This window comes from Azoarcus sp. DD4 (assembly GCF_006496635.1).
Taxonomy (GTDB): Bacteria; Pseudomonadota; Gammaproteobacteria; order Burkholderiales; family Rhodocyclaceae; genus Azoarcus.
This window is the reverse complement of the sequence record NZ_CP022958.1, coordinates 99,703-117,855: the sequence shown is the minus strand read 5'-3', so window position 1 is coordinate 117,855 and position 18,153 is coordinate 99,703. Positions and strand designations below refer to the sequence as shown.

At 67.5% G+C, this 18,153-nt stretch carries 10 protein-coding genes; 6 read left to right on the top strand and 4 right to left on the bottom strand.

The genetic code is table 11. The features are described from left to right. Positions 1 to 2 precede the first annotated feature (2 nt). From dprA to CJ010_RS00500, 3 genes are all read left to right on the top strand, one after another. Positions 3 to 1,160 (top strand): DNA-processing protein DprA, encoded by a 1,158-nt coding sequence (dprA, locus tag CJ010_RS00510; RefSeq protein ID WP_141016217.1) that lies wholly within the window; start codon positions 3 to 5, stop codon positions 1,158 to 1,160. 82 nt (positions 1,161 to 1,242) lie between these two features. Then, positions 1,243 to 1,710, top strand: a complete 468-nt coding sequence (locus CJ010_RS00505; RefSeq protein ID WP_141016216.1) for a DUF494 family protein — start codon at positions 1,243 to 1,245, stop codon at positions 1,708 to 1,710. Between the two features lie 110 nt (positions 1,711 to 1,820). Next, positions 1,821 to 4,388, top strand: a complete 2,568-nt coding sequence (locus tag CJ010_RS00500; protein WP_141016215.1) for a DNA topoisomerase III — start codon at positions 1,821 to 1,823, stop codon at positions 4,386 to 4,388. 70 nt (positions 4,389 to 4,458) lie between these two features. Here the strand turns inward: CJ010_RS00500 and CJ010_RS00495 are convergent, their stop codons facing one another. Further along, entirely contained in the window at positions 4,459 to 5,397 is a 939-nt protein-coding gene (locus CJ010_RS00495) for a hydrogen peroxide-inducible genes activator (protein ID WP_141016214.1), read from the bottom strand. Between the two features lie 212 nt (positions 5,398 to 5,609). On the opposite strand from CJ010_RS00495, the gene CJ010_RS00490 reads away from it, so the two are divergent. Then, positions 5,610 to 7,601 (top strand): TonB-dependent siderophore receptor, encoded by a 1,992-nt coding sequence (locus CJ010_RS00490; RefSeq protein WP_141016213.1) that lies wholly within the window; start codon positions 5,610 to 5,612, stop codon positions 7,599 to 7,601. Between the two features lie 153 nt (positions 7,602 to 7,754). Beyond that, positions 7,755 to 9,203 (top strand): DegQ family serine endoprotease, encoded by a 1,449-nt coding sequence (locus tag CJ010_RS00485; protein ID WP_141016212.1) that lies wholly within the window; start codon positions 7,755 to 7,757, stop codon positions 9,201 to 9,203. A 42-nt stretch (positions 9,204 to 9,245) separates the two neighbouring features. Here the strand turns inward: CJ010_RS00485 and CJ010_RS00480 are convergent, their stop codons facing one another. After that, complete coding sequence (locus CJ010_RS00480) at positions 9,246 to 10,868, bottom strand: methyl-accepting chemotaxis protein (protein ID WP_141016211.1); 1,623 nt, start codon at positions 10,866 to 10,868, stop codon at positions 9,246 to 9,248. A 265-nt stretch (positions 10,869 to 11,133) separates the two neighbouring features. On the opposite strand from CJ010_RS00480, the gene CJ010_RS00475 reads away from it, so the two are divergent. Next, entirely contained in the window at positions 11,134 to 11,595 is a 462-nt protein-coding gene (locus tag CJ010_RS00475; protein ID WP_141016210.1) for a cytochrome c, read from the top strand. 66 nt (positions 11,596 to 11,661) lie between these two features. On the opposite strand, the gene CJ010_RS00470 is transcribed toward CJ010_RS00475, so the two are convergent. Both CJ010_RS00470 and uvrA read right to left on the bottom strand, forming a co-directional pair. Beyond that, entirely contained in the window at positions 11,662 to 12,360 is a 699-nt protein-coding gene (locus tag CJ010_RS00470; protein WP_141016209.1) for a cytochrome b/b6 domain-containing protein, read from the bottom strand. Positions 12,361 to 12,404: 44 nt separating this feature from the next. Next, positions 12,405 to 18,020 carry an excinuclease ABC subunit UvrA gene (gene uvrA, locus CJ010_RS00465; protein ID WP_141016208.1) on the bottom strand — a complete coding sequence of 1,872 codons (5,616 nt, stop codon included), beginning with the start codon at positions 18,018 to 18,020 and terminating at the stop codon, positions 12,405 to 12,407. Between the last annotated feature and the right edge of the window lie 133 nt (positions 18,021 to 18,153).

Here is an 18,153-nt window from a genome sequence, read left to right as displayed (position 1 = left end):
CCTTGGCGGCGGCCGACGACCTCGCCGCCTGGCTGCGGCTGACGCTGGTCCCCGGGCTGGGAGGGGAGCGCCAGCGCCAGCTGCTCGCCGCCTTCGGTCTGCCCGGCAAACTGTTCGATGCCGGTCGCAGCGCAGTCGCCGGGGTGGTCGGAGGCGAGTTGGCCGATCGCCTGCTTGCCCCACCCGATCAGGCCGCAATCGACGCGGCACTGGCCTGGGCCGACCAACCGGGCAACCACATCCTGACGCTGGCCGACAGTGCCTATCCGCAAAGCCTGCTCGACAGTGCCGATCCGCCGGTGCTGCTCTACCTCAAGGGCGATCCCGCCCTGCTCGCGCGTCCCTCGCTCGCGGTCGTCGGCGCACGTTCGGCCACCGCCACCGGCGAGACCAACGCCGAAGCCTTCTCCCGCAGCCTGTGCGCAGCCGGCCTCACCATCGTCAGTGGCCTGGCGCTGGGCATCGACGCCGCTGCCCACCGCGGCGCGCTCGACGCCCACGGTGCCGGTACGGTGGCGGTGATCGGCACCGGCGCCGACCGCATCTACCCGGCGCGCAACGGCGCACTTGCGCGCGAGATCGCGAGCGCCGGCGCCATCGTCAGCGAATTCCCGCTCGGCATGATGGCGCTGCGCCACAACTTCCCGCGCCGCAACCGCATCATCGCCGGTCTGTCGCTCGGCGTGCTGGTGGTGGAAGCGGCGGTCGGCAGCGGCTCGCTGATCACCGCACGGCTGGCGACTGAGAACGGCCGCGAGGTCTTTGCCATCCCGGGCTCCATCCATTCGCCGCTGTCCCGCGGCTGCCACCGCCTGATCCGCGACGGCGCCAAGCTGGTCGAAACCGCTGAAGACGTGCTCGAAGAGCTGCGCGGTCGTCTCGCCGACCCGCTGCAGCCGGTGTCGCGGCCGCTACGCAGCGCCGGTCAGGCCACACGGCCACTGCCTATCGGCGTCAATACACCACCACCGCAATCCGAACTGCCGCTGGATACCGATGCTGCGCGCGTGCTCGCGCTGATCGGCCACGATCCGGTCGACGTCGATACCCTGGTGCAGTGCAGCGGCTTGACGGTGGATGCGCTCTACGCCATTCTCCTTCCCATGGAACTGGAAGGCCGCATCTCCCGCACCGCGGGCAACCGGTTCCTGCACCGCTGACAGGCGGCGCGCACAGGCAACAGACACGGGCGCCGGCCATGCCGGCAGTCGACACCCGCCGTGGTCATTCCGGGAGGTTCCTTTGTTCGACATTCTTGTATACCTCTTCGAAAGCTACATCCACGCCAACGCCTGCCCCGAGTCCGACCAGCTCGCCCGCAAGCTTTCCGCCGCCGGGTTCGAGGACGAGGAAATCACCGAAGCGCTCGAATGGCTGGCCGGCCTGCGCAAGCTCGCCGCCAGCGCGCGTCCCTGCATCACGCCGGCCGCCGACTCCATCCGGCTCTACGCTGACGAGGAATGCGGCCGGCTGAACGCCGAATGCCGCGGCTTCCTCGCCTTCCTCGAGAGCGCTGGTGTCCTCGACGCCGCCAGGCGCGAGTTCATCATCGAACGGGCGATGGCACTGGACAACTTCACTATCAACCTGAACCGCCTCAAGGTCATCGTGCTGATGGTGCTGTGGCAGCAGGAACAGCCGGTGGATACGCTCATCATCGACGAGCTGCTGTCCGGCGACGACGACGATTTCGAACCGCTGCTGCACTAGCCCCCATCCACCCGGCTTGCACGCCAGGCAGGCGGCTCTTTATCATCCGCCGCTTCACAACCCTATCGGACGGATAGCCGGCAACGGCGCTCCGCATCTGCCCCAACGGCATGAGCAAGCAACTGATCATCGCGGAGAAGCCCTCCGTCGCGCAGGACATCGCCCGTGCGCTGGGCGGCTTCACCAAGGAGAAGGACTACTTCGAGTCCGACGACTACGTGTTGTCGTCGGCCGTCGGCCACCTTCTCGAGCTTGCCGTCCCCGAGGAATTCGAGGTCAAGCGCGGCAAGTGGACCTTCGCCCACCTGCCGGTCATCCCACCGCACTTCGCGCTGAAGCCGATCGAGAAGACGGACGACCGCCTCAAGCTGCTCACCCGGCTGATCAAGCGCAAGGACGTCACCGGCCTGATCAACGCCTGTGACGCGGGCCGCGAGGGCGAGCTGATCTTCAACTTCATCGCCCAGCACGCCGGCACCAGCAAGCCGATGCAGCGGCTGTGGCTGCAGTCGATGACGCCGGCGGCAATCCGCGACGGCTTCGCCCATCTGCGCGCCGCGCGCGAGGTCGAAGGCCTGCGCAATGCGGCGATCTGCCGCGCCGAGTCCGACTGGCTGATCGGCATCAACGGCACGCGGGCGATGACCGCGTTCAACTCCAAGACCGGCGGTTTCCATCTCACCACCGTCGGCCGGGTGCAGACGCCGACGCTCGCCATCGTGGTCGAGCGCGAGGACCGCATCCGCAAGTTCAAGCCTCGCGACTACTGGGAACTCGAGGCCACCTTCGGCTGCGCCGCCGGCGAGTACACCGGGCGCTGGCTGGACGAGAACTTCAAGAAGCCCGAAGGCGACGAGCACGCCAACGCCCACCGCCTGTGGGAACAGGCCAGGGCGGAGGCCATCCGTGCCCGGTGCGAGGGCAAGCCCGGCACGGTGAGCGAGGAGTCCAAGCCTTCCACCCAGCTGTCGCCGCTGCTGTTCGACCTCACCAGCCTGCAGCGCGAGGCCAACGGCCGCTTCGGCTTCTCCGCCCGCGTCACCCTGCAGCTGGCGCAGGCGCTGTACGAGAAGCACAAGGTGCTGACCTATCCGCGTACCGACGCCCGCGCGCTGCCGGAGGACTACCTCGGCACCGTCAAGGACGTGATGCGCGGCCTGCCCGACGAATACGCACCCTTCGCCAACGAGATCGCCAAGCAGGGCTGGGTCAAGCCCAACAAACGCATCTTCAACAACGCCAAGATTTCCGACCACTTCGCCATCATCCCCACCGGGACGCTGCCGAAGAGCCTGTCGGAAGCCGAGCACAAGATCTACGACCTGGTCACCAAGCGCTTTCTGGCGGTGTTCTACCCGGCCGCCGAGTACCAGATCACCACCCGCATCACCCGCGTCGAGGGCGAAGCCTTCAAGACCGAGGGCAAGGTGCTGGTCAATGCCGGCTGGCTGGCGGTGTACGGCAAGGAAGCGGCGAACGAGGATGGCGATGCCAAGGAAGGCAGCGGCCGTCAGCTGGTTGCGGTGAAGCCGGGCGAGACGGTGTCCACCGAGGACATCCTGGTCAAGGCGCTGCAGACCAAGCCGCCGGCGCGCTTCAACGAAGCCACGCTGCTGTCGGCAATGGAAGGTGCCGGCAAGATGGTGGACGACGAGGAACTGCGCGCCGCCATGGCCGAGCGCGGACTCGGCACCCCGGCGACGCGGGCGCAGATCATCGAAGGCCTGATCGCCGAACAGTACATCCATCGCGAAGGCCGCGAGCTCATCCCCAGCGCCAAGGCCTTCTCGCTGATCACCCTGCTCACCGGCCTCGGCGTCACCGCACTGACCTCGCCGGAACTCACCGGCGGCTGGGAATACAAGCTGTCGCGCATGGAGCGCGGCGAACTCTCGCGCGAAGCCTTCATGCACGAAATCGCCGAGATGGCGCGCGAGGTGGTCGAGCGCGCCAAGCGCTACGAATCCGACACCGTACCGGGCGAGTTCGTCGCACTGCAGACGCCCTGTCCCAAGTGCGGCGGCACGGTGAAGGAGAACTACAAGAAGTTCGCCTGCCAGGCCTGCGACTGGAGCACCTGGAAGATCGTCGCCGGCCGCCAGTTCGAGATCGACGAGATCGAGACCCTGCTGCGCGAGGGCAAGGTCGGCCCGCTGCTCGGCTTCCGCAACAAGATGGGGCGGCTGTTCAACGCCGAGATCAAGCTCAACGACGACAAACAGCCGGAATTCGACTTTGGCCAGCCCAAGGAAGGCGAGGAGGGCGGCGAAGCGGTCGATTTCTCCGGCCAGCAGTCGATCGGCGCCTGCCCAAAGTGCGGCGGCGGCGTGTTCGAACACGGACTGGCCTACGTCTGCGAGAAATCGGTGGGCCCCGGCAAGAGCTGCGACTTCCGTTCCGGCAAGATCATCCTGCAGCAGCCGATCGAGCGCGAGCAGATGGCCAAGCTGCTCACCGACGGCAAGACCGAGCTGCTGAAGGGCTTCGTCTCGGCACGCACGCGGCGCAAGTTCTCCGCCTTCCTGGTACGCGGCAAGGATGGCAAGGTCGGCTTCGAGTTCGAAGCCAAGGCGCCCAAGGCCGGCGCCAAGACCGCCACCGCCAAGGCGGCGGCAGCCGGCGACGACGCCGACAAGCCGGCGACGCGCAAGCGTGCCGCCGGCAAGCGCGCCGGCTGATCCCCTGCCCGCTCCGAAACGACGCGCCCCCTTGCGGGGCCGTCGTCTTTTGCACCGCCGGAAGAAAGGCTCAGGCGGTTTCGAGCGCCGGGCTGCGGCCGATCGGGCGCACACCGGGCAGTTCGCTTTCGAGGATGGCGGTGCGCAGGATGTCGATCGCGCCGCTGCGCGGATAGGTTACCCGCCAGGCCAGCGCCACCCGGCGCGAGGGCTCCGGCGACGTGAAGGGTCGCACCGCCACCAGCGGGTTCTGCACGACGAGCTCATCGGCCGCCGAACTCGGCAGCACGGTGACGCCCAGCCCGGTGGCCACCATGTGGCGGATGGTTTCGAGCGAGCTGCCCTCCAGCGTGCGCTGCAGGCCGCCGACGTTGCGGCAGTGTGGACAGACCTCCAGCACCTGGTCGCGGAAACAGTTGCCCGAACCGAGCAGCAGCAGCTGGTCTTCGGCGAGATGTTCCGGATCGATGGCGGTTTCTGCGGTCCACGGATGGGCCGCCGGCAGCAGCACGCGGAAGGGTTCGTCGTAGACCGGCTGGGCGACGATGCCGGCTTCCTCGAAGGGCAGGCTGATGACGATGACGTCGAGCTCGCCACGCTTGAGCGCTTCGGCCAACCGGGTGGTGTAGTTCTCCTGGATGATCAGCGGCATCCGGGGCGCCAGCTGGTGCACCCGTGGAATCAGGCGCGGCAGCAGATAGGGCCCGATGGTGTAGATCACCCCCACGCGCAGCGGTCCGGCGAGCGGATCCTTGCCGGCAGCGGCAATCTCGTGGATCTGGCTGGCCTCGACCAGCACCTTTTCCGCCTGGGCCACGATGCGGCGGCCGGTTTCGGTGATTTTCACCTCGGAGGCACTGCGCTCGAACAGCGCGATGCCGAGTTCGTCCTCGACCTTCTTGATTGCGACCGACAGGGTCGGCTGCGACACATGGCACTTTTCGGCGGCGCGGCCGAAATGACGTTCGTGGGCAAGAGCGACGAGGTAGCGGAGATCGGTAAGCGTCATGGATATGGCCCGGTGATGGCGGCGCGGGCGGTCCCGTGTCCGGAGCCGCAAATATTAACGTTTAGGCAGATTCGGCGCTTGCCGCTTCTGCCTAAGGATATACTTCAGTAATCCAACATCATGACAACAAGCAGACCATAATGTCTCGTCGAAGCCGCGAGAGGCGCGTTCTGTCTTCCCTGTTGGCATGCCTTTCGGCTGCACTGAGCAGCATGTCCCCGGCCCACGGCGAGGACAACTATTTTGCGGCACTTCCTATCGTTCTGAGCGTATCCCGCCTGCCCCAGGCGATGCAGGACACCCCGGGCGCCGTCACCGTAATCGACAGCGACATGATCGCCGCGACCGGTTACCGCGACCTGGCACGCCTGTTCCGGCTCGTTCCCGGCATGCAGGTCGGTCAGGAGCGCGGCAATCACCAATGGGTGACCTATCACGGTCTTGGTGCCGACTACCCTAACCAGATGCAGGTGCTGGTGGACGGCCGATCCATCTATTCGCCGTATTTCTTCGGTGGCGCCGACTGGGGTTCGCTGTCGCTGACCCTGCAGGATATCGACCGCATCGAGATCGTGCGCGGTTCGGATTCGGCCGCCTACGGTTCGAACGCCTTCCTCGGCGTGGTCAACATCATCACCCGCCACACCGGCGCGGAAACCGCCAACTCGGCGACCGTGACGGTCGGCAGCGGCAACATCGCCGATCTGACGGCGCGCGCCGTCGTCCATCACGAAGCGCTCGGCCTGCGCCTCACCGCCCGTCACCAGTACGACACCGGGATGCACGGGCTGAACGATACGCTGCGCTCCAACACCCTCAACCTGCGCAGCGACCTGCGCCTGAGCGACACCGACGAACTCACCGTGATCGGCGGCATCGCGGCCGGCAGTCGCGGCGCCGGCTACGCGGGTACCCAGTTCGACGGCAGTTCGCCGCGCACGGCGACTTACAACGACAGCAACCTGCATGTGCGCTGGCGTCGAACGCTCAGCCCGGACGAGGAATGGTCGCTGTCGTGGTACCGCAATCGGGAACGTTCGCGCGAAGACTGGGTGCTCGACTCGCACAAGAACCTGCCGGCCCACCTGGCCCATCTGGTCAACCTGCCGCGCATGCTGGTCCCGGTAAACAGCGACCGCGACAGTCTGCGCGACAACATCGAATACCAGCAGCGGCTCAAGCCCGCCGACGATCTGCGCCTGCTGTGGGGCACCGAATGGCGGCGCGACTGGCTGGATGCGCCGATGCTGTTCTACGACGGCGATTCCCGCAGCCAGCAGGAATGGCGCCTGTTCGGCAATGCGGAATGGCGTCTGGCGCGACACTGGCTCTGGAACATCGGCATGATGGCCGAGCATATCGAGAAAGACCGGCTGCGCTTCGCACCGCGCGTGTTCCTCAACTGGCAACCGCAAGCGACGCAAACCTGGCGCGTCGGCTTCTCGCGCGCCTGGCGCCAGCCCACGCTGTTCGAGCGTTCCGCCGACATCCGCGTGGTGCATCCGGTGTACGGCCTGCTGCACCGCGACCATCTGCCCAATCCTGACATCCGCCCGCAGCGCATCGATGCCTGGGAAATCGGCTTTCTCGGCCAGCTTCCTTCCCGTCAAGGCAGCTTCGATCTGCGCGTCTTCCACGAGCGGATCAAGGACTACATCGTGCGCAGTCCGGTCGATCCGGCCGAACTTCCGGACACCGACATCCAGCGTGCAGCGGGCGGTACGCGCTGGGTGAACAGCCCCAACGGCGTCCAGCTCCTCGGTCTGGAATACCAGCTGCGCCTGCGACCCTGGACGCAGGGCGAGCTGATATTCAATCACACCCTGATCCGCGCCCGCAGCGACGACGACGCGGTACGCCGCAGCGTTGCACCCTATACCGCCAGCCTGACCTGGCTGCAGACCGTGGGCCGCTGGCGCTCCACCCTGAGCCTGCTGCGCATGGGGCCAAGCGACGCAGGCAGCGGCTACATACCCGGTTATCGCTACAGCGTGCCGGCCTACACCACGCTCGACTGGAGCATCGCCCGCCCGCTGCAGATCGGCCCGCATGCCGCCGAGATCCGCCTGACCGGCATCAACCTGATCGGCAAGCACCAGGAGCTGGTACACCGGCCGCTGCAGAGCCTCGCCGCCTACGGCGACGATCGCCCCGCCAACGAACTGGAGCGGCAGGTGTATGTGAGCCTGCACGCCAATTTCTGACGCGGGCGCCGCCGGCCCTTGAGTTCTTGCGCGCTCACCCCGATCTTGCGGTCATCGACTGCAACCGGGAACGCGTCCGCGGTCCGCGCGTCCACCGCACTGATACCCTTGAACCAAGCCCGACAACCCCGCTAACGCACCAGGATTTCCCCCATGCGCCCGCTGCTTGCCGCCAGTACCCTGTTGATTGCCCTTGCCGCCAGCCTGCCCGAAGGGACGGTGGTGTCGACCTCGAACGCCGCCCTGTTCGGTGACAGCAACCCGCCGGTCAGCGCCAACCGCTACGGCCTGCCCGACTTCGGCGACCTGGTCGAGCAGGTCGGCCCGGCGGTGGTCAACATCAGCGTCGTCCAGCAACAACAATCCAGCGGCGACAGCCCCTTCGCCAACGACCCCTTCTACGACTTCCTGCGTCGTTTCGGCGTGCCGACACCCGACATGCCGGGCCAGGGCGGTGGCGGCCCGCGCATCAGCCGCGGCATCGGTTCGGGCTTCATCGTCAGCGCCGACGGCTATGTGCTGACCAATGCCCACGTGGTCGGTGAAGCCGGCGCCGAAGTCACCGTAACGCTGATCGACAAGCGCGAGTTCAAGGCCAAGGTGGTGGGCACCGACAAGCGCACCGACATCGCCGTGATCAAGATCGACGCCCGCGGCCTGCCCACCGTCAAGATCGGCGATGCCGAACGCGCCCGCGTCGGCGAATGGGTAGTCGCGGTGGGTTCGCCCTTCGGCTTCGACCACTCGGTGACCGCCGGCATCATCTCGGCCAAGGCGCGCCGCCTGCCCGACGAGAACTACGTGCCCTTCCTCCAGACCGACGTCGCCATCAATCCGGGCAACTCCGGCGGCCCGCTGTTCAACCTCGGCGGCGAGGTAATCGGCATCAATTCGCAGATCTATTCCCGCTCCGGCGGCTTCATGGGGATTTCCTTCGCCATCCCGATCGACGTCGCGATGAAGGTCAAGGACCAGCTCGTCACCCACGGCCGGGTGCAGCGCGGGCGCCTCGGCATCGCCATCCAGAACGTGGACAAGGAGCTGGCCCAGTCTTTCGGCCTGCCCGATGCACGCGGTGCGCTGGTGGCCAACGTCGAGGCCGAAAGTGCAGCCGAAAAGGCCGGCATCAAGACCGGCGACGTGGTGCTGTCGGTCGACGGCACCCGCATCAACGATTCTGCCGACCTGCCGCGCCTCATCGGCGACCGGCGTCCAGGCACGCGGGTCAAGCTGGAAGTATGGCGCGATGGCCGCAGCCGCGAAGTCAGCGCCACGCTGGACGAACTGAGCGGCGACGCAAGCGCCGCTGCGCGTCCCGGCCGTGGCGAGAGTGCCGGCGGCAAGCTGGGCCTAACCGCCCGTCCGCTCTCAAGCCAGGAAGCCACACAGCTCGGCCTTGCCGGCGGCCTGGTGGTGGAAAGCGCCAACGGCCCGGCGGCCAAGGCCGGACTGGAACGCGGCGACATCATCCTGGCGATCAACAACCAGCCGGTAAGCAACGTCGCCCAGTTCCGCCAGTTGCTGGAGCGCGCCGGCAACCGCTTCGCGCTGCTGGTGCAGCGCGGCGGCTCGCGCATCTTCGTGCCGGTGCGGCTCGACTAGGGCCGGCGCGGGCGGCGACGTCCTGCCGCGCGCCCGCCAGGTTCAGACGCTAAAGCGCGACACCGAATCCTGCAGCCGCGCGGCAAGCTGTTCCAGCTCGCGCGCTGCACTCACGGTGCCTTCGATCGCGGCATTGTTGTCACGCGCCATCGCGGCGATGGCCTCGATGCTGGCGCTCACCGATTCGCTGGAACGGCGCTGCTCGCCGGTGGCGCCGGCGATCCGGTCCAGGCCCTCGCCCACCTCGCTGACCGCGGCATTGGCTGCCTCCAGCACCTGCGACACCTTGTCGGCAGCGTGCCGGCTCGATTCCAGGTGATCCAGCCCGCGTGCGATGGCCTCCTGCACCGACACCGACTGCTCGCCGATCTCGCGGGTGATGGCATCGATACCGCCGGCCGAATGGGCCGACTTCTCGGCCAGCTTGCGCACCTCGTCCGCCACCACGGCAAAGCCGCGGCCCTGCTCGCCTGCGCGCGCCGCCTCGATTGCCGCGTTGAGCGCCAGCAGATTGGTCTGCTCGGCGATCTCGCGCACTTCCTGCGTCATGCGGGTGATCGCGGTGGTCGATTGCACGAAGGCACCGACCGCCGTCGCCATGTGCTGCACGGCGCCTTCGACCTGGCCGACCTCGCCGATCAGCTGGGCCAGGCTGCGCTGACCTTCCTGCGAACGCGCCAGGCTGTCGCGCGAGCGTTCGCGCACGCTCTCGGCGCTGGTGGCGATATGGGCGATGTTGTCGGTCAGCGCCTCGACTTCGCCTGCGGCCGACAGCGAGCGGTCGTTCTGCCGGTGCGAACTTTCCGCCACCCGCGCTGCGCCCTTGGCCAGTCCGCCGGCCGAAGCGGTCACCGCCGCCGCGGACTCGCCGACCTGGCGCACCAGCCCGGCAATGGTTGCCAGCATGCGGTTGAACATGCCGGCGGTGCGGCCGATCTCGTCGTCGCCGGCGCTGTCGAGGCGGCGGGTCAGATCGCCCCCGCCCTGCGCGATCTCGGCCAGACCTTCGGCCAGATGCGCCAGCGGCCGGGTGACGAAGCGGCGGATGAACAGGAACACGAAGCCGAGCAGCGGCAGCGACACCAGCAGCGCGAACAGGATGCTCTGGTTGCGGAAACTGTCCACCGCGGCATTCACCTTGTCGAGCGAGATGCGCATGCTCACCGCGCCCAGCGGGGTACCTTCCGCCACCTGGTGACACAGGATGCAGTCCTTGCCGAGGTAGTTCTTCGATGCCTGCGCGGCGATCACCACCCGCAGATGCTCGCCGTTGCGCTCGTCGTGCTCGACCCGCATCACCGGCTCGCCGCCGGCCAGCACCTCGCGCTCGGCAGCATCCAGGGTCAGGCCGGCACCGCTGCCCGGGCCATAGAGCTTGCTCACCGCCTCGCCGCGTATCACCTGGAGGTCGCGCACCGCCGACAGCTCCTTGATCTGGTCGAGGAAGACATCACGCTGCGCCACCGTGCCGGTGATCATCATGCCGGTCAGGCCGGCCATGGTCATTTCATTGACCGAACGGGCGAAGTCCTTGGCCTGTTCGATGGCGATGTTGCGATTCACCCGCGTTTCCCAGGCGATCATGCTGCCCCAGGCAAGCACCAGCATCAGCCAGATCGCTCCGGTCAGACGCACCCAGATCGGGGTATTGGCCAGTCGGCCCATGTCGTATTCTCCTGCCCGCCGCTGCGGGCCTGTTTTGCTACGGTCGCTTCAAGTCTATCTACGGCCGCGAAGCATCCGCCTTTAACGCCGGCAAACGGTGCCGGCGGTTTCCCTTGCCGCCTTCGCGGCACGTCTTCAAAGCAGGATTTGAACCATTGCTGCGCTGCAACTGTCGCAGACGGGATTCGTACTATTCCGATCGACTGACCTGATAATCCAGTACGAATATTTCCACCCGCTTCATCCATCAACCCACGAGGAACACATGAAGAAGTCACTCGCCCACGCCGCCTTCGGCATCCTTGCCCTGGCGCTCGCCACCACCGCCTCCGCCCAGGTCAAGCCGGAAGACCAGATCAAGTACCGCAAGGCCGGTTACAGCTTCATGAGCTGGAACATGGGCAAGATCAAGACCAATCTGGACGGCAGCTACAACAAGGATCAGGTCGCCGCCGCCGCCAACGCCATCGCCGGCATCGCCAACTCCGGCATGGGCGCGCTCTACGGTCCGGGTACCGAAAAGGACGTCGGCGCGCAGAAGACCCGCGTCAAGCCGGAATTCTTCAGCGACAAGGAAGGCGTGACCAAGGTCGCGATCGATTTCAACAAGGCCGCCAACAACCTCGCCAAGGTCGCTGCGGACGGCGATGCGGCCGCGGTCAAGGTCGCCTTCGGCGACCTGGGCAAGACCTGCAAGGCCTGTCACGACCAGTATCGCGCCGAATGAGCGGCAGGTCGCGCTGAAAAGGAAAACCGCCTCGAGGGGCGGTTTTCTTTTGGGTCGCGCGGCGACTTACCAGGCCGGAGCAGCTTCGGCCGGCGCCGGTGGCGGAGGCGGTGGCAACAGGCCACCGGTCGCCACCCACACCACGGCGGCGGCGACGGCCAGCGCCAGCACGAAGGACAACAGGCCGCCGCCCTCGGCCGGCTTGACGTCGGCATCGGCCACCTCCTTGACGCCGGTGATCATCGGCTTCACCAGATTGTCCTTCCTGGCATGCACGTAGAACAGGATGGCGGCCAGATGCAGCGCCACCAGGCCAAGAATGACCCACATGTTCTGGCGGTGCAGGCCGGTCAGCCAGGCGCTGACTTCATCCGACACCAACGCTGCCAGCGGGCCGGTAAAGGCGATGTCGTCGTTCGACACCAGACCGCTCGCTACCTGAAAAATGAGCACCGCAAGCAGGGCCAGCACCGACAGGGCGCCCAGCGGGTTATGACCGACGCCGCGCCACTGGCCGCGCAGGTAGGCGAAGACGCGGCCGGGGCCGGGCACGAAGTGGGCAAAGCGGGCGTAGGTCGATCCGACCAGCCCCCACACCAGGCGGAAGGCCAGCAGGCCCGAGATCGCGATACCCAGCCAGCCATGCCAGACGATGAGATTGCCGCCGATCAGCCCCGTGACGAAGGCGGCGACGACCAGCACCAGCAGCAGCCAGTGAAAAAGCCGGGTGGGAACGTCCCACACCCGGATCAGCTTCTTGTTCATTCTTGATTCCCTGCGCGCTAAGGCAAACGTGTGCAAAGACCGGCTCAGGCCGGATTAGTTTCCGCAGTGCAGCAACGGGTCGCCAGAAATTCGCCCAGATGGCGCCCCGTGTGCGACACCGGCGTCGCCATCGCCGTTTCCGGCGGCCCTTCGGCCACCACCATGCCGCCGCCGTCGCCGCCTTCCGGCCCGAGATCGATCAGCCAGTCGGCCTCGGCCATCACGTCGAGATCGTGCTCGATCACCAGCACGGTGTGGCCGGCATCGGTGAGGCGGTGCAGCACGCGGATCAGCTTGTCTACATCCGCCATGTGCAGACCGACGGTGGGTTCGTCCAGCACGTAGAGGCTGTGCTTATCGGCCGGCTGCGGCATGCCGCCGGTGTTCACCGGATCGCCGGCGCGATTCCTGACCTTGGCCAGCTCGGTAACCAGCTTGATGCGCTGCGCCTCGCCGCCGGACAAGGTCGGGCTGGGCTGGCCCAGGGTCAGGTAGCCGAGACCGACGTCCTGCAGCAGCTGCAGCGGGTGGGCGATGGCGGGATGGGCAGCGAAGAAATCCACAGCTTCGTCCACCGGCATCGCCAGTACCTCGGCGACCGTCTTGCCGCGCCATCGCACCGACAGGGTTTCCGGGTTGAAGCGGGCACCGCCGCAGGCCTCGCATGGCGTCTTCACGTCGGGCAGGAAACTCATCTCCACCGTGGTCTGGCCCTGGCCTTCACACACCGGGCAGCGGCCGGCACCGGTGTTGAAGGAGAAGCGCGAGCCGTTCCAGCCGTGGGTGCGGGCATCGAAGGTATCGGCGAAGAGCTTGCGGATCGCATCCCAGAAGCCGACATAGGTGGCCGGGCAGGAGCGCGGCGTCTTGCCTATCGGGGTCTGGTCCACCTCCAGCACTCGACCGACCTGCTGCCAGCCGTCGAGGCTGCGGCAGCCGACCAGGCTGTGCGTGCTGTCCTCGGGCTGCGCCTTGCCCCGCCGACGCGCGCGCACCGCATCCGGATCGCCGAGCAGGCCGCGCAGGTTGGCGTGGATGACGTCGCGCGCGAGCGAGGACTTGCCCGAACCGGACACGCCGGTCACCACCGTCAGCCGCGCCAGCGGAATGCGCACCGCGACATCGCGCAGGTTGTGCAGATTGGCACCCTTGACCCGGATCACCGGGTGATCCGCCGCCACCGCGCGCCGCGGCCGCATCGGATGCTGCAGCGGCGCACGGAAGCAGGCGCCGGTGGCCGATTCGGGTGCCGCCATCAGTTCCGCCAGCCGGCCCTCGGCGACGACGCGGCCGCCGCGCACACCGGCACCGGGACCGAGATCGATGACGTGGTCGGCGCGGCGGATGGTGTCCTCGTCGTGCTCGACCACCAGCAGGGTGTTGCCGCGGTCGCGCAGCGCTTCGAGCGTGCCGAGCAGCAAGTGGTTGTCGCGCGGATGCAGGCCGATGGTGGGTTCGTCGAGGATGTAGCAGACGCCGCGCAGGTTGGAGCCGAGCTGGGCTGCGAGCCGGATGCGCTGGGCCTCGCCGCCCGACAGCGTGGGTGCGGCGCGGTCGAGCGCCAGGTAGCCCAGGCCGACGTGCTGCAGGAAGTCGAGCCGGCCGCGGATCTCGGTGACGAGGTCGCGGGCGATGTCGGTCTCGCGCGGCGCCAGTTCCAGCGCACCGAAGAAATCCACAGCCTTATCCACAGCCAGCGCGGCGAGCTGGTGCAGGCCACGCTCGCGGAAACGCACCGCGCGCGCCACCGGGTTGAGGCGCGCGCCCTCGCAGCTCGGGCAGGGTTCGTCGCCGGCGATGGTTTCCTCCGCGTCGCCGAGGTCGAGCGCATCCGGGTCCTCCACCTTGCCCGCCACCTTCAGCCCGGTGCCGAAACAGCTCGGACACCAGCCGTGCTTGGCGTTGTAGGAGAACAGCCGCGGATCGGGTTCGGGGAAGCCGGTGCCGCAGCTCGGGCAGGCGCGCAGCGTGGAGAAGGTGACGGGCGTGGCACCGAGCTTGCCGAGCTCGATCACCTTGAGTACGCCCTTGCCGTGCTCAAGCGCCTCGCCGACCTGCGTGCGCAGCGTGGCTTCGTTGTCCGGCCCGACCACCACCATGCCCACCGGCAGCTCGATGTTGTGTTCCTTGTAGCGGTCCAGCCGCGGCCACTTGGCGGTCGGCAGGTATTCGCCATCGACCCGCAGCTGCGCGTAACCCTTGCCGCGCGCCCATTTGGCGAGATCGGTGTAGAGGCCCTTGCGATTCACGATCAGCGGCGCCAGCACTTCGATGGACGCGCCGCGGTAGTCGCGCATCAGTTGGGCGACGATGGCCTCGAAGCTCTGCGGCGTCACCGGCACGTCGCAGGTGGGGCAGTACTGGGTGCCGAGCTTGACGTAGAGCAGGCGCAGGAAGGGATGGATCTCGGTCAGCGTGGCCACCGTGCTCTTGCGCCCGCCGCGGCTGGTGCGCTGCTCGATCGCCACCGTCGGCGGAATGCCGAACAGACCGTCGACGTCCGGCCGGCTGGCCGGCTGCACGAACTGGCGGGCGTAGGCGTTGAGCGATTCGAGGTAGCGGCGCTGGCCCTCGCCGAAGACGATGTCGAAGGCCAGCGTGGACTTGCCCGAGCCCGACAGACCGGTGATGACGGTGAACTGGTCGCGCGGGATCTGCAGGCTGACGTTCTTCAGGTTGTGCTCGCGGGCGTGGCGGATCTCGATTGCCGGCGCTGCCAGCGCGCGGTATTCGACGCGCTTTTCCGCCGCCTTGGGCACTGCTGCGCGGCGGGTTTCCTCCAGCGCCGCGGCATACTCGCGCAGCGCCTGACCGGTGTGCGAGCCGACGTGCGCACGCACGACGGCGGGCGGACCGGCCACCACGATCTCGCCGCCGCCGTCGCCGCCTTCCGGGCCGAGGTCGACGATCCAGTCGGCGGCGGCGATCACGTCGAGGTTGTGCTCGATGACGACCAGCGAGTGACCGGCTTCCAGCAGCTTGCCGAAGGCGCCGAGCAGGGTGGCGACATCCTCGAAATGCAGGCCGGTGGTGGGCTCGTCGAAGAGGAAAAGCAGGCCGGGCTCGATGTTGTCCACGGCATTGTCAACATTTTTATCCACAGCCTTGGACTTGCGTCCGGACTTCTTCTGTGCCGCCTCGGCGAGATGGCCGGCGAGCTTCAGGCGCTGGGCTTCGCCGCCCGACAGCGTCGGCACCGGCTGGCCGAGACGCAGGTAGTCGAGGCCGACGTCGGCCAGCGGCGCGAGCGCCGCCAGCACCTTGGGCTGGTCGGCGAAGAAGCTCAGCGCCTCGCGGACCGTCATCTCCAGCACGTCGGCGACGGAATGCCCTCGCCATTGCAATTCAAGCACTTCCGGCCGGTAGCGCTTGCCTTCGCAGTCCGGGCAGCGCAGCCAGACATCGGACAGGAACTGCATTTCCACATGCTCGAAACCCGAGCCGGTGCAGGTCGGGCAACGGCCATTGCCCGAGTTGAAGCTGAAGGTACCGGGGGTGTAGCCACGCTGTGCGGCCTCGGGCAGGCCGGCGAACAGGTTGCGGATCGGATCCCAGGCGCCGACGTAGCTGACCGGGTTGGAGCGCGAACTCTTGCCGATGGGCGACTGGTCCACCATGACCACGCCGCGCAACTTATCCACAGCTTCGAGGCGATCGAAACTGCCCGGGGTGTCGGCCGCTTCGCCGAAGTGCTTCGCCAGCGCCGGGTAGAGCACGTCCTGTATCAGGGTGGACTTGCCCGAGCCGGACACGCCGGTGAGACAAACCAGGCGCTGCAGCGGAAAGGCCACGTCGATGCGCTTGAGGTTGTGCTGGCGGGCGCCGACCAGCCTGAGCCGCGGCGTGTTCGCGTCCACCGGCCGTGGCGGCCGCGACACGTCGATGGCCTTGCGGCCGGCCAGCCACGGTCCGGTGACCGAGGCCGGGTCGGCGGCGATCTCGGCCGGGGTGCCGCGGGCGACGATGTTGCCGCCGCGTTCGCCCGGACCCGGACCGATCTCCAGCAACTCGTCGGCCGCGACCATTACCTGCGGATCGTGCTCGACCACCACCAGGGTGTTGCCGGCATCGCGCAACCGCGTCATCACGCCCAGGATGCGGCCGATGTCTCGCGGATGCAGGCCGATGGAGGGTTCGTCGAGGACGAACAGGGTATTCACCAGCGAGGTGCCGAGCGCGGTGGTCAGGTTGATGCGCTGCACCTCGCCGCCCGACAGGGTGCGCGACTGGCGGTCCAGGGTCAGATAGCCGAGGCCGACGTCGGCGAGATAGTCGAGCCGGCTGCGGATCTCGCCCAGCACCAGCTCGGTAGCCTCGTCGGTGAGACCGGGCAGGTCCAGCGCGGCAATCAGCGCCCGCACTTTATCCACAGGCAGGTTGAACAAGCTGTGGATAGGTAGACCGTCCCCGGTAGTCGGCAGCCGCCACAGCAGGGCTTCCGGCTTGAGGCGGGCGCCGTGGCAGGCCGGGCATTCGGTGTAGCTGCGGTAGCGCGACAGCAGCACCCTGATGTGCATCTTGTAGGCCTTGGTCTCCAGCCACTCGAAGAAGTGGCGCACGCCGTAGAAGTAGCGCGGCCAGGAGGCATCCCAGCTCTTCCACTTGTCGTCGCCTTCCAGCACCCAGCGGCGGTGTTCCGGCGGCAGGTCGCGGAAGGGCACGTCCATCGCCACGCCCTGCTTCTTTGCCATCTTCACCAGATCGTCCTGGCACTCGCGGAAGCTCTGGGTCTGCCAGGGCTTGATCGCCCCGTCGGCCAGGGTCTTCGATTCGTCCGGGATCACCAGGCCGAAATCGACGCCGATCACCCGGCCGAAGCCGCGGCAGGTATCGCAGGCGCCGATCGGCGAGTTGAAGGAGAACAGCGAAGGCGTCGGATCGGAATAGTGGATGTCGCAGGGCGCGCAGTGGAGGTCGCTGGAATAGCGCCACACCGCTTTGCCGCCTTCGACCGTGTCGCCCGAAGCAAACACCGCTAGCCGGCCATGGCCGCGCTGCAGCGCGGTTTCCAGCGCCTCGGCCAGGCGCGCCGGTTCGACATTGGCCAGCCGGAAGCGGTCCTGCACCACCTGCAGCACATCGCCGTCGCTGGCTTCGATACGTTGCTGGATGCGTGTATAGCCCTGGGCATTGAGCAGCACAGTGACTTCTTCTTCGCTGAAGTTCTTCGGCACCGTCACCGGAAAGCACACCACCAGGCGCGGGTCGCCAGTCTCTGCCGTACGGCGGGCGAGGTCGGCAGCAATGCTGGCCGGCGTGTCGCGCCGTACCGGCTCGCCGCACTGGCGGCAGTGGAGATGCGCCGCGCGGGCGTAGAGCAGCTTGAAGTGGTCCGCCAGCTCGGTCATGGTGCCGACGGTGGAGCGCGAGGTGCGTACCGGATTGGTCTGGTCGATCGCGATCGCCGGCGGCACGCCCTCGATCCGGTCCACCTGCGGCTTGTCCATGCGGTCGAGGAACTGGCGCGCGTAGGGCGAGAAGGTCTCGACGTAGCGGCGCTGACCCTCGGCGTAGAGGGTGTCGAACACCAGCGAGGACTTGCCGGAGCCGGACACGCCGGTCACCACGGTCAGACGGTTGAGCGGCAGGTCGAGCGAGAGGTTGCGCAGGTTGTTCTGACGCGCACCGCGGATGCGGATGCTGTCTTTGGGATCAGACATGACGGGCTGCGGGGAGGGGCCGGAAAGGCGTCATTGTAGGGCGGTTCGGCCACCGCTCCGTCAGACTTCGACCTATGCCGAAGTCTTGTGGCAACACACGTCATCGCATCGGTGGCAGCGGCCGCCGACGCGC

What these genes read in the sequence shown, in the direction of transcription:
- CJ010_RS00490 (WP_141016213.1), top strand. Translation starts at nt 5,610, where the DNA reads ATGTCCCCGGCCCACGGCGAGGACAACTATTTTGCGGCACTTCCTATC.
- uvrA (WP_141016208.1), bottom strand. Translation starts at nt 18,020, where the DNA reads ATGTCTGATCCCAAAGACAGCATCCGCATCCGCGGTGCGCGTCAGAAC.
- CJ010_RS00470 (WP_141016209.1), bottom strand. Translation starts at nt 12,360, where the DNA reads ATGAACAAGAAGCTGATCCGGGTGTGGGACGTTCCCACCCGGCTTTTT.
- CJ010_RS00485 (WP_141016212.1), top strand. Translation starts at nt 7,755, where the DNA reads ATGCGCCCGCTGCTTGCCGCCAGTACCCTGTTGATTGCCCTTGCCGCC.
- CJ010_RS00480 (WP_141016211.1), bottom strand. Translation starts at nt 10,868, where the DNA reads ATGGGCCGACTGGCCAATACCCCGATCTGGGTGCGTCTGACCGGAGCG.
- CJ010_RS00495 (WP_141016214.1), bottom strand. Translation starts at nt 5,397, where the DNA reads ATGACGCTTACCGATCTCCGCTACCTCGTCGCTCTTGCCCACGAACGT.
- CJ010_RS00475 (WP_141016210.1), top strand. Translation starts at nt 11,134, where the DNA reads ATGAAGAAGTCACTCGCCCACGCCGCCTTCGGCATCCTTGCCCTGGCG.
- CJ010_RS00500 (WP_141016215.1), top strand. Translation starts at nt 1,821, where the DNA reads ATGAGCAAGCAACTGATCATCGCGGAGAAGCCCTCCGTCGCGCAGGAC.